Genomic DNA, 12,989 nt, shown 5'->3' on the forward strand with positions numbered 1-12,989 from the left:
TTATAATTTATCCATTCACATGAAAAAGATTTTTGTACTTATTGCCCTGGTGGCAACCTACACATATAGTTCGGCACAAACAAAACCGGCAGCAGCAAAACCAAGTACTGCTGTTAAGCCAAAACCAACTGTAAGTGCTTCAACAACTCAGGCGAAACCTGTAGCTCCACTCATTAAAACCCAGCTTGATTCTGCCAGCTATTCTTTCGGGATGAGTATCGCCAAAGATATGAAAGCCAGGGGTGTCACGAGTCTGAACTATTCTGTTCTGGCAAAAGCAATGAACGATGTTTTTGCAGGAAGCACATTGGCGATCAGCCCGGAAAAATCCCAGGAGACTATCATGGGCTTTCTTGGCTCCATCGAGAAAAAGAAGTTTGCAGTTAACATTGCCGAGGGAACGAAATTCTTAACTGAGAATTCTAAGAAGGCTGGAGTGGTAACACTTCCCAGCGGCCTGCAGTATGAGATCTTAACTAAAGGAACAGGCCTTAAGCCTAAAGCAGTGGATGAAGTTACGGTACATTACAAAGGCACTTTATTGAATGGAAAGCAATTCGATAGTTCATACGACCGCGGCGAGCCAGCCACTTTTATGTTAAATCAGGTAATACCGGGCTGGACTGAAGGTGTACAGCAAATGCCTGCAGGTTCGAAATACAGGTTTTTTATCCCTTATCCATTAGCTTATGGCGAAAGAGGCGCTGGACCGGATATTACTCCTTATAGTACGCTGATCTTCGAGGTTGAATTGATGAGTGTTCAGCCCAAATAGTTATTTTTCGGAAGCCTGCAGCACAAGTTTCTTAGACAGTTCTGTTCCAAGGTACCGGTCAATAATGCCGTGAATAAGGTATAGAAGTGGTGTCATCAGTATCGCTACCAGGAACTTATAGGAGTAGTTTACCAATCCAATAGCAGCAACCATTTGCCAGCTCCAGTCGTACAGCGGGTTAATGTAAAATGCAATAAATATCACCACAAAACTATCGATGAATTGGGAAACTAATGTCGACCCTGTGGCGCGGAGCCACAGGAACTTTTCCCCCGTGCTGCGTTTGATCTTCTGAAATATCACCACATCAACCATCTGTCCGACAAGGAACGCGATGATAGACCCGGCAATAATCCACATCCCTTGTCCGAAGATGCTATTAAAAGCCGTATTCATATTTACTACTTCCCCGGCCACCATCTGATTGATCCAGAAATCTGAAGGTTCCAGACCCATAGCAAAACCGACAACCACAAAAGCATAACAAATCAGGATAGAAGCCAGTATCGAAAGGAACCTCACCTGCTTCACACCGAAATATTCATTGATGATATCCGTCATGATAAAGATAAGCGGCCAGGTAACCACCCCCGCCGACATATTAAAAGACAAATCTTTCACGCCAAACATATTAATATCAAACTTCGGCAGCCCCAGCGAACCTTCCACGGTAAATATCTTTACGCCGATAAACTCCGCAAGAATGGCATTAGAGATCAAAAAAGATCCCAGGATGAGGAAGAGTCGGCTCTCTTTGGTTTTGAAGGTCATGGTGGGGGGTTTATGTTAGCTTAGATGAAAATAGGGGAAAAAGTATCAAGTATCAAGTATCAGGAATCAAGATCTAGTGGTATGAATTTGGATTTATGTTTAATCCTGAAGAAACCGGTATGTGAGGGTTTGCTTTGGGTCCCTCCCTGCGGTCGGGATGACGATGGCACTGGCTTAGATAAGTGGAGATTTCGGACGAGCAAATACATATTTACTCTTTTACTCACGCCGTAAGCGCGAGGAGAAATCCCCTTCCCTATACACAAACGTGTCACGTCATCCCGACCCTAGGGAGGGACCTCACATTAACCCCCACTTTTTCCTAAAACCCCACCATCGTCATCCCGAACGCATGGAGGAACCTCACTTGAACCCCCACTTTTTCCTAAAACACCACTAGCGTCATCCCGACCGCAGGGAGGGACCTATTCCTCAATCCTAATCCTTATTTTAGCTCCCACTTATGCATCTTAATTCCAAGCTTCCAAACACCGGGACCACCATCTTCACCGTTATGTCCCAATTAGCCAATCAATACAATGCCATTAACCTTTCCCAGGGATTCCCGGATTACGATGTTTCGCCCGACCTGATCAGTCTTGTAAATAAGTATATGCTTGAGGGTCACAATCAGTACGCCCCAATGGCGGGATTAATGGCTTTACGCGAGATCATCGCCTACAAGCAGGATTTGCTTCACAAGTCTGCCTATCATCCCGACACGGAAATCACCATTACCGCCGGAGGGACGCAAGCTTTGTTTACTGCAATGGCCTGCATTATCCAAACCGGAGATGAAGTAATCATTTTCGAACCAGCCTACGATTGTTACGCACCTACAGTGACCCTGCTCGGCGGCGTAGTGAAAGCGGTAGAACTGAGCCCGCCGGTCTATAAGATAAATTGGCAGGAGGTAAAAGAGCTGATAAATCCTAAAACCAGGATGATCATCATTAACTCGCCTAACAACCCAACAGGAATTATCCTGACGGATGATGATATGAAAGAACTCATCGCGCTAACGCATGATTCCAATATCCTTATTATTAGCGATGAGGTTTATGAGCATCTTATATACGACGGGAAAGAGCATCTAAGTGTGTGTCGGTATCCAGAATTAAAGGAAAGAAGTTTCATTACGGCATCGTTTGGGAAGCTGCTGCATACTACGGGATGGAAAGTGGGCTACTGTTTGGCGCCTGAATGGCTTATGAGAGAATTTCGAAAAGTGCATCAGTTCCAGGTGTTCAGCGTAAATACACCTGTTCAATACGCCATAGCAGATTTCATCAGTGATGCGAAAAATTATCTTGAATTGAAGCATTTCTTTCAGCAAAAGAAAGAGTTTTTCTCTACCTTGTTGCTGAATACCAAATTTGACCTGTTGTCTTGTAATGGTTCTTACTTTCAGTCTGTGCAGTATAGCCGCATAAGCGATGAAAGTGATACCGACATAGCAAAAAGGCTAACTAAGGAATTTGGAGTTGCCAGTATACCGGTGTCGGCATTTTATAGTAAGGGTACAGATCACCGTGTTCTTCGTTTTTGTTTTGCAAAAAGGCAAGAAACTCTTGAAAAAGCCGTTCATAGATTATCTGGAGTATAACAGCAACTTTTTGCTCCGTAAATCGTATGAGGATCTCGAATGAATACACTTAAAGTAACGACGTTTCAGGCCTACCTGTTCTGGGAAAATATTGACAAAAATCTCCAAAATCTTGGTTTAAGGTTATCTTCTATCCGGGAAAAAACCGACCTTATCATCCTGCCGGAGATGTTTAACACCGGATTCTCTATGAATGTCGAGGCTCTTGCGGAAGAAATGGGCGGGCGTACCATGGCCTGGATGCTTGAACAGGCAAAGAAATTTAAGAGTGTGGTAACCGGCACGCTTATAATAAATGAAAAAAATAAATACTATAATCGCCTCATTTGGATGCGCCCCGACGGGACTTATGAGTATTATGATAAAAGGCACCTTTTTGGCTTAGGTGAGGAAGATCAGCATTATACTGCAGGTGGTAAAAAACTAATAGTTGAACTAAACGGATGGAAAATTTGTCCGGTTATCTGTTATGACCTTCGCTTCCCGGTCTGGCTTCGAAATAAAGAAGAAAATTACGACATGCTGCTTGTGGTTGCTAACTGGCCGGAAAAGCGGTCACTTCATTGGCGTACTTTAATTCCCGCCCGTGCTGTAGAGAATCAGTCATATGTAATTGCTGTAAATCGTGTCGGCCACGACGGAAAAGAAGTTTACCATTCGGGAGATTCCATGTGCATCGATCCTAATGGCAAAGTGGTTTACTACAAACCCAACGACGAAGATCTGTATACCTTTAGCATCAATAGGGACGAAGTGGTAAACACCCGTGCTACCTTCCCCTTCTTAAAAGACGCAGACGACTTTAAGCTGATCTAAAAAGGTGAAAAACCACTCCACCTTTCACCTTTCACCTTTCACCTTTTACCTTTCACCTTTTACCTAACTCCCCTCTTCCTTCAACCTCTTCCTGCATTCATCAAGTTTTGCTATTTCTTCAGGTGTAATTTTTGGAAGATCCAGTTCCATGGTCTTAAGCGTATCAATTATGATTTTGCTTACTGCAATCCTCGTAAACCATTTTTTATCAGCAGGGATAATATACCAGGGGGCATGATCAGCTGAAGTTTCACCAAGTGCCTTTTCATAGGCTTCCATGTAGCTATTCCATTTTTGCCTTTCGTCAATGTCGGCCGATGAGAATTTCCAATGTTTAAGAGGATCTTCAATCCTTTCCATAAACCGCTTTTTCTGCTCTTCCTTGGAAACATTTAGAAAGAATTTAATGATAACAGTGCCATTATCATGGATGTGCTTTTCAAAATTCCGGATACTTTCATATCGATGCTTCCAAAAATCATCGTTGATATCTTCCACAGAGTTTATCGATGGAAGCCTTTCGTTCAGGACGAATTCAGGATGAACTCTGCAAATAAGGACATTTTCATAATGCGAGCGGTTGTGGATCCCTATCCTTCCGCGTTCCGGCAATGACTTTGAATGTCGCCATAAAAAATCGTGGTCAAGGTCTTCGGCACTTGGCTGTTTAAAACTGAATACCTGGCATCCCTGGGGATTCAATCCGCTCATGGTATGTTTAATCGCACTATCCTTTCCTGCAGCATCCATTGCCTGAAATATAATGAGTAGGGAATGTTTATTTGCTGCATACAATTGGGCCTGAAGCTGTTCCATTTCATCAATAAGCTTAGGGAGGATACCAACGGACTGGTCCTTTTTATATGTATCGCTAAACGCCGGATCATGATCCGAAATCTTAAAACTCTCCTTATTGCAAACTTTAAACTTCTTTATGAACTTATCCATAGTATAACTGCTGTTTATTGGCAATTTAAAAATTTTTAGCGCCTTATTCCGTTAAATCCCCGAATATCTAAAATTCACTAATTTTACATCTTATTAATAACGTTTTCCTCATCTTTACCTCATGTTCAGACGAATTACGAATACCCCCCTTCGCTATCTGGTAATTACTATATATTTTATAATCCTGTTTTTCTGTGCCCTGGAAATTAACTTTTTGTGGTTATTTGGCTACTCTCCTACTATAAAGGACATAAAAACACCCGTCTTAAACATTGTATCTGAAGTATATACTTCTGATGGTAAACTGATAGGTAAATATTATAAAGAAAACAGGACACCAGTTGATTATGAAAGCATTTCACCGGCCGTAATTGATGCCTTGGTGGCAACTGAAGATGTCCGGTTTTTTAATCATTGGGGTGTCGACTTCAGGTCCTTCATATCAAGTATGATTTCTACAGCCACTGGCGACAGGCGTGGTGCAAGTACCATTACACAGCAGCTGGCTAAAAACCTGTACAGCACCAGGAACCGGAAATCACAAGGCGCAGTAAAATATATCCCTCTCGTGCGGACCGGAGTATATAAATTCAAAGAATGGATGACGGCCTATAAACTGGAAAGTCATTACACTAAGGAAGAAATCTTAACGCTTTATCTGAATACAGTACCTTTCGGAAGTAATACGTTTGGTATTAAAACAGCTTCGAAACGGTATTTCGATAAAGACGCAATCAAACTTCAGGTTGAAGAAGCGGCAATGCTTGTTGGGATGCTCAAGGCTACCACTACGTATAATCCGATCCGTAACCCGGAAAAATCGCTCGAACGCCGCAATGTGGTTCTGTCGCAGATGGAAAAATACGATTACCTGACACCGGAAGAATTTAAAAAATACAGCGAGCGACCGTTGAAATTAGATCTCGGCAGCCTGGATGAGGGCAGCGATGGTGGTTCCTATCTGCGTTCTGCAGTCGCCCGCTACCTGGAAAAATGGTGCGAGGATAACGGATACGACCTGGACACCGACGGTCTAAAAATCTATACGACTATTGATTCAAAAATGCAGCAATACGCGCAGGAAGCCGTTAACAGTCAGATGAAACTCCTGCAAAGGCGGCTGGAAAATGTCTGGGGAAATGAAAACCCATGGCGTACTTCGGATGGTAAGGAAATCCTGGATTTTCCTGAAAAAGCAGCTCAGCGCCTTCCTTATTACGATGCCTTAAAAAAGAAATATAACAACAACCAGGATTCGATAGACTACTATCTTAACCTTCCCAAAAAAATGAAGGTTTTTAATTGGAGCGGCGAGAAAGAGGTCATGTTCTCTACTATTGATTCCATTAAATATTATGCTAAAATCCTGAATACAGGAATGATGACTTTTGATCCTTTTAACGGACATATTAAAGTATGGATCGGCGGAATCGACCACGATTATTTCAAGTATGATCACGTAAACCAGGCCAAAAGACAGGCTGGTTCTACCTTTAAACCCTTTGCCTACCTCGCTGCATTAGAGTCAGGGATGAACCCTTGTGATAAGCTAGTAGACAAGCCGGTGAGCATTCCCTATGAAAATGGCGGAAAAACGGAATATTGGGAACCCAAAAATGCAGACTGGAATTTCACCGGGCGGGAAATGTCGCTGCGTGCTGCGATGGGCAAATCAGTTAACTCGATAACCGCACAAATCACAGAGCAAGTGGGTGCAGAAAACGTAGTTAAATATGCTCATTTAAGCGGCATTGAAAGCGACCTGAAAGCGGTCCCTTCAGTTAGCCTCGGGCCTAACGATGTGAGCGTTTTTGAGATGGTACGTGCGTACGGAACTTTTTTAAATAAAGGAGTCAGGTCTGAGCCAATTCTTGTGGAGAAAATTACAGACCAGGATGGAAATGTTATTGAGAAGTTTAAATCAGAACAAAAACGTACTCTAAGTGAAGAGATCGCCTGGCTGATGCTCTATATGCTTCGGGGCGGAATGGATGAAAATGGCGGAACATCACAAGCTCTATGGGAGTGGGATTTGTTCAAGAAAAACAATCAGATTGGCGGTAAAACAGGAACTTCTTCCGATTATGTAGACGGCTGGTACATGGGCGTTACGAAAGATCTCGTAACCGGTGTTTGGGTGGGCGCTGATGAACGCAGCGTACACTTTAAGACCTCAGAAACTGGTGAAGGTTCAAGAACGGCACTCCCGATCTTTGCTAAGTTCATGGAAAAAGTTTACAAAGATCCTAGTCTGGGTATCACATTAGGGCCTTTCCCGAAACCAACTGTAGAGATCACACGTGTGTATCAATGTCCGACACCGCGATACGAAGAGGATTCCTATGAAGTGGATAGTAACTTTGTTGATTCACTGTATATTCCCGATGTGAACTTTGATACCTCAGCTACTCCATCACCTCAGCCTGTCAACCCCACTCCGCAAAAGGAGCCGGAGCCTAAAACTGGCCAGCAACCGGCAAATCGGCCACCTGTTCCTGTAAAAACAGAGCCTGAACCTGAAGAAAATAAAACCAGACGGGAAATACGCGAGGAACGTCGTGAAAGTAAAGCGAAACAAAACAATTAATCCTTGAATCTGCTTATACTAGAAATTCGTTTATACAAAATCGAAATCATAAATTTTACGTAGTTTAGGGTAAGACTTTTTACGATGATAAAAAATAAGAATGTCAATAATAAGCCGTTGTTCAGGTTGGTCTCATGCCTGGTGCTGCTTATCTTAAGTAGCCTTGTCACTGATGTTCAGGCTCAGTACTTCGGTCAGAATAAAGTAAGGTATAAAAACCTGAAATTTAAGGTTTTAGAAACACCTCACTTCGAACTTTACTACTATCTGAAAAATGACAGCCTGGTAAAGCGATTTGCTAAAGAGGCGGAAGTTTGGTACGATTTGCATCAGCAAGTATTCAGGGATACGTTCACGAAAAAGAACCCTTTTATTCTTTACTCAAACCACCCGGATTTCCAGCAAACCACCGCCCTCTCAGGTGAAATTGGAGTTGGAACTGGCGGTGTGACAGAAGGGATGAAAAACAGGGTCATTATGCCCATCTCGATACTCAACCACCAAACCAGGCACGTTCTTGGGCATGAGCTTGTGCACGCATTTCAATATCACTCACTTATTGAAGGAGACTCAACAAACCTCGAGAATATAGGCAATCTACCCTTGTGGATGGTTGAGGGAATGGCAGAATATCTTTCTGTAGGCAAGCAAGATGCATACACAGCCATGTGGATGCGTGATGCTTTTTTAAATAATGACATACCTACCCTAAGAGACCTTACTACAACTAACAAATATTTTCCGTATCGATATGGCCAGGCCTTTTGGGCTTATATCGGTTCGACATATGGCGATACCGTTATTGTTCCTCTATTTAAAGAAACGGCTAAATATGGTTACGAAATGGCCATTAGAAGGACCTTTGGATATGACGAACGTACATTATCAAGTCTTTGGAAAACGAGTATTCAAAACTCCTATAAACCCTATTTGAAGGATACTTCCCAGGTACCCGTAGGTAGATTACTTATTAATGAGAAGAATGGGGGTGAAAGTTATAATGTTGCTCCGGCAATTTCGCCAGACGGTAATTATGTTGCCTTTTTATCAGAGAAGGATCTCTTAAGCATTGATCTCTTTCTGGCGGACGCACGAACGGGAAAAATTGTCCGAAAGTTGACCAGTAAGGCGAAAAACTCCCATATTGACGAGTTCAATTTCATTGAGTCCGCAGGTGCCTGGTCGCCCGATAGCCGAAAATTTGCCTTTAGTGCTTTTAGCGGTGGAGTGACCAAACTAATCATCGTTGATATAGCTAGCGGCAATACTGTGTCGACTGATGCAATGGGGTCCGTGGAAGAGTTCAGCAATATTACTTGGTCACCTAATGGTGCGGATGTGGCATTTTCAGGCCTTAAAGAAGGCCAGAGTGATCTCTACCAATTCAATCTGAATACGAATCTGATCACGCAGTTAACCAATGATAAATACTCGGAATATCACCCGAGTTATTCAAAAGATGGCAAATCTATGGTATTCAGCACTGACCGTAAGTCGTTCGACGGGTCGTCTGTATCTGTAGATATTACAATGGGTTTGGCAGTGTTGGATATTGCGACCAAAACTGTTACCGACCTGCCGGTTTTTGTCGGTGCCAACAACCTGAATCCGCAATACTCTTCAGATAATAAAAGCATTTATTTCCTTTCCAACAGAGATGGATTCAGAAACATGTACCGTTATACTCTTGCTGGAGGTACAGTTGAACAACTAACCAATTATTTTACGGGGATAAGTGGTATTACAGAATATTCACCCGCTCTAAGCCTTTCCAATAATGACGATGTCCTGTATTCTTATTACAGGGCGCAGAAGTACACCATTTATAACGCTAAAGTTTCTGATTTTAAACCAGAACGTGTAGACCCTACCGCTTTGAATTTCGACGCTGCGATGCTTCCACCAGCGAAATCAGTCGGGGTAGATATTATTAATGCCAATCTCAATAATTTCGAGCGATTTGAGGAAATTCCTGCCGACTCCATAAGGCCGATCGGATATAAACCAAAATTCAAACTAGATTACTTATCAAGCAACGGCGTCGGCGGTTCTGTTGGCCGCTTCGGAGCGGGCTTGTCGAGTGGTATCCAGGGGGTTTTCAGTGATATATTGGGAAGGAACCAAATTTATGCGACAGCAGCGGTTAATGGTGAGATTTATGATTTTGGTGGCCAGGTTGCCTACATTAACCAGGAAAGCAGAATTAATTGGGGTTTGGTAGCCTCCCATATTCCTTATGTTTCCGGACAAGTTAGCCAGGGATTCGAAGATCTGGAAGGGTACGGAAGGGTATTTAATGAAAGATTCGACATCATCCGGACTTTTGAGGACCAGTTTCAAGCATTCGCTTCATATCCGTTTTCAAAAATCCATAGATTTGAAGCGGGTTCCGGGGTTTCCCGCTACAGCTACCGGATAGACCGTTACAGCAATTACTATGATCCGAATGGATTTTTCCCTGTCGGACAGGACAGGGCCAAATTATCGAATGAAGACGCCGAACAGACTTATAATGCGCCATTTGATCCGTTTACCACGGTGACTCTAAATGCTGCGTTCGTGGGCGACAACTCTTTCTCAGGTGTAACTTCTCCACTGGATGGATTTCGTTACCGATTCGGTATCGAAAATTACATGGGCGACTTCAAATTAGGCGCGCTAACCGCTGACGCCAGAAAGTACGTTCGGATGAAACCAATAACTCTCGCAGCGCGTGTTTACAGTTATTCCAGATTTGGCCGGGATGAAAACAGACTGTTTCAAATGTACGCAGGTATGGGCCCATTTATTAGAGGTTATGAAGCTAACTCGTTCTACAGGAACGGGGCTGCTACCGCAGGTGGATTTGATATCAATCAACTGGTAGGTTCCCGAATTGCGGTAGCCAACTTTGAAGTTCGATTACCCTTTACCGGACCTGAAAAATTAGCACAAATTGAGTCTAAATTCCTTTTCTCTGACCTGAATATGTTTTTTGATATGGGTTTGGCCTATGATAATAATTCCAAAGTTGCATTTCGCAACCAGCCACAAGTTATTAACACGGGTTCCGGAGCCTACCTCGAACGTGTTCCCGCAATGAGTGTCGGTGTTTCGTTAAGGGTAAACGTATTTGGATACTTTGTTCTTGAACCTTACTACGCAATACCGTTCCAAAGACAAGACGTAGAAGCGGGAGTTTTTGGTCTCGTTTTCGCACCAGGCTGGTAATGAAAGATTATTTTATACTTAGGAAGCGGTCCCCGGACCGCTTTTTATGTTTAAATTCTATTTTAATCTGCACGAGCAATAAGGAATATCCATTTCGGTGTTCTCAGTCCCGGGCCTGATTATTAATATTTATTGCATATCGAATCAGATCAAAACTAAACCGCAGTAACTTTCGTAAATTAAGATATAAATACCCATTAGCTTATGAACTATTTGCGCTTTCTTTTACTAGCCACGGTTATCCTCGCATGCTCTTTACAGGCACAAACCCAAAACAAAGACCGGGGAGGCAAACCTGCAAGATCGTATCCTGTTCAAAAGACAGAAAACGAATGGAAGAGGATCCTAAGCCCTATTGCTTTCCAGGTTATGGTAAAAGGGGGAACGGAATCACCGTTCAGAAATGCCTATCACGACAATCATGAAGATGGCGTATATGTGAGTGCAGCCACTGGCGAGCCTTTGTTTAGCTCAGAAGACAAGTTCGAGTCGGGTACAGGTTGGCCAAGTTTCACAAAACCTATCAAATCGGGTGCTATTGCTATTGTAACCGACCGAAGTCATGGGATGGTACGGCAGGAAGTTGTAGAAGCTAAGACTGGCCTTCACCTGGGACACGTTTTCAACGACGGCCCAAAAAATAAAGGGGGAAAAAGATACTGTATGAATTCTGCTGCTTTTAAATTCATCAGGAAATAATTAAGAAAGGTTTCTGGTCATAGCATTCACAGGCTGTATTCCGGACATTAACATCCTTTCAAAATCTAGTCCCAGGGTAAGATCTATCCAGTCAGGATTCACTAACCTGATCATTCTGTCTTTCTGTATGCGCGTATATTTACTAATCAGGTTAAATCGCTGCATCGCACTATTCTCAGAATTTAACTCTTCGAAATAAACCAGGCGGTTTAATTGCTGCCCGGAATCAAAAAACAAATTCGGCATTTGCCTGTAAAAATTCATCGTCTTCATCAGGTCGGTACTCATGCCGACATGGAGGCAGCTGCGGTTGCGGTCTGTTACTAAGTAAACGTACTTTTTCATCTTTGCTGAGCTTAGGTTCTGGAACGGCATATATTTTAAATTAAATTGTTTGTTCTGAAATTAATTGCTAATTTTATGAGCATAAATTTACTAACAATATTAGTATTTCCAAATTTTATTTTCAAATGGCAAATATTTCTTCCAATCTTAAGTACCTCAGAAAGAAAAAAGGGCTTACTCAACAGCAATTCGCAGACACCCTGGATATTAAGCGTTCCCTTGTCGGAGCTTATGAGGAAGATCGTGCGGAGCCCAAATACGAATTGCTAAAGAAATTCGCTGAATTCTATGAACTCACGATGGATGAACTGATCAATGACAGGATTGATGATAAATGGAAACCAAAACCAAAAGGGGATCCTGCAAACATTCGGGTATTAAGCATTTCTGTAGATAGCCAGGACAGGGAAAATATTGAATTAGTGCCAGTAAAAGCAAGTGCGGGTTATTTAAACGGATATGGCGACCCAGAGTACATCAGCGAACTTCCTAAATTTCATTTACCTATGTTTCGTCAGGGTACCTATCGGGCATTCGAAATTAAAGGTGATTCTATGTTACCTCTTCAATCAGGCACTATCGTTATCGGTGAATATCTAAGCAACTGGAACGAACTTAAGCCTGGTGAGACCTATGTGGTTATTAGTAAAGAAGACGGTATAGTATACAAGCGAGTTGGCAATCGTTTCAAGGAAAACAAACTTCTTAAACTCATATCCGACAATCCGGTTTACGAACCCTATTCAATACCGGGAGAAGACGTACTGGAAATATGGCAGGCAAAGGCATTCATCAGTACACATTTTCCTGAACCAACACCTGAGCCTACATTAGAAACACTGACGAGCATGGTTACTCAAATGCAAAAATCTATTTCTAAACTGGATAGGGACAAGAATTAACAGAAAGCAAAAGTATATGCTTTACACCTGGAGCGTGCCATACAAATGGATAAAACCGTGAAGTCTGAACGGGAGTTCCGTAAAGATCAGATGGAAAAACAAAAGTCTTTGAAAGAAGAATCAGAAAAAAACTGAATAAAATCCTAACTAATGAGCAGCAAAAATCCTATGAGGAAATGAAAAATCAATCCCGGGACAGAATGAAGGCGCGTCGTAATCAACAGGGTCAGCGAAACAGGATGAAATAAGTATCTCTTCTATGATTTTAAAGCGGCCTTTCAGGCCGCTTTTCTTATTTTTACAAAAAAAACTTGAAGGCGATCAATGAAT

Annotated in this window: 10 protein-coding genes; 7 read left to right on the forward strand and 3 right to left on the reverse strand. The window is 42.5% G+C overall.

Annotated features, from left to right (window positions below):
* Positions 1 to 775: FKBP-type peptidyl-prolyl cis-trans isomerase (locus tag WBJ10_RS00570; RefSeq protein ID WP_424287583.1), on the forward strand; the 775-nt coding region annotated here is incomplete at its 5' end.
* Here WBJ10_RS00570 and WBJ10_RS00575 read toward each other — a convergent pair.
* Positions 776 to 1,546, reverse strand: coding sequence for a queuosine precursor transporter (locus tag WBJ10_RS00575; RefSeq protein ID WP_424287585.1), 771 nt, complete (start codon positions 1,544 to 1,546; stop codon positions 776 to 778).
* Positions 1,547 to 2,009: 463 nt separating this feature from the next.
* Here WBJ10_RS00575 and WBJ10_RS00580 point away from each other — a divergent pair, with 463 nt between their 5' ends.
* Complete coding sequence (locus WBJ10_RS00580) at positions 2,010 to 3,152, forward strand: methionine aminotransferase (RefSeq protein ID WP_424287587.1); 1,143 nt, start codon at positions 2,010 to 2,012, stop codon at positions 3,150 to 3,152.
* A 39-nt stretch (positions 3,153 to 3,191) separates the two neighbouring features.
* Positions 3,192 to 3,968, forward strand: a complete 777-nt coding sequence (locus WBJ10_RS00585; RefSeq protein WP_424287589.1) for an amidohydrolase — start codon at positions 3,192 to 3,194, stop codon at positions 3,966 to 3,968.
* Between the two features lie 63 nt (positions 3,969 to 4,031).
* On the opposite strand, the gene WBJ10_RS00590 is transcribed toward WBJ10_RS00585, so the two are convergent.
* Positions 4,032 to 4,916 carry a polyphosphate kinase 2 family protein gene (locus WBJ10_RS00590; protein ID WP_424287591.1) on the reverse strand — a complete coding sequence of 295 codons (885 nt, stop codon included), beginning with the start codon at positions 4,914 to 4,916 and terminating at the stop codon, positions 4,032 to 4,034.
* Positions 4,917 to 5,037: 121 nt separating this feature from the next.
* On the opposite strand from WBJ10_RS00590, the gene WBJ10_RS00595 reads away from it, so the two are divergent.
* From WBJ10_RS00595 to msrB, 3 genes are all read left to right on the forward strand, one after another.
* Positions 5,038 to 7,503, forward strand: a complete 2,466-nt coding sequence (locus WBJ10_RS00595) for a transglycosylase domain-containing protein (RefSeq protein ID WP_424287593.1) — start codon at positions 5,038 to 5,040, stop codon at positions 7,501 to 7,503.
* An 84-nt stretch (positions 7,504 to 7,587) separates the two neighbouring features.
* A complete protein-coding gene (locus WBJ10_RS00600) occupies positions 7,588 to 10,713 on the forward strand; it encodes a tolB protein precursor (protein ID WP_424287595.1) in 3,126 nt (1,041 codons plus the stop codon).
* A 204-nt stretch (positions 10,714 to 10,917) separates the two neighbouring features.
* Entirely contained in the window at positions 10,918 to 11,412 is a 495-nt protein-coding gene (gene msrB / locus WBJ10_RS00605) for a peptide-methionine (R)-S-oxide reductase MsrB (RefSeq protein ID WP_424287597.1), read from the forward strand.
* Here msrB and WBJ10_RS00610 read toward each other — a convergent pair whose 3' ends face one another.
* Positions 11,413 to 11,757, reverse strand: a complete 345-nt coding sequence (locus WBJ10_RS00610; RefSeq protein ID WP_424287599.1) for a GIY-YIG nuclease family protein — start codon at positions 11,755 to 11,757, stop codon at positions 11,413 to 11,415. It lies immediately after the preceding gene.
* Positions 11,758 to 11,882: 125 nt separating this feature from the next.
* Between WBJ10_RS00610 and WBJ10_RS00615 the strand changes: the two genes are divergently transcribed.
* The gene (locus tag WBJ10_RS00615; RefSeq protein ID WP_424287601.1) at positions 11,883 to 12,659 is read left to right on the forward strand and encodes an XRE family transcriptional regulator; all 777 of its coding nucleotides are present in this window, start codon (positions 11,883 to 11,885) and stop codon (positions 12,657 to 12,659) included.
* Positions 12,660 to 12,989 lie beyond the last annotated feature (330 nt).

Source organism: Daejeonella sp., assembly GCF_049655485.1.
Classification (GTDB): domain Bacteria; phylum Bacteroidota; class Bacteroidia; order Sphingobacteriales; family Sphingobacteriaceae; genus Daejeonella.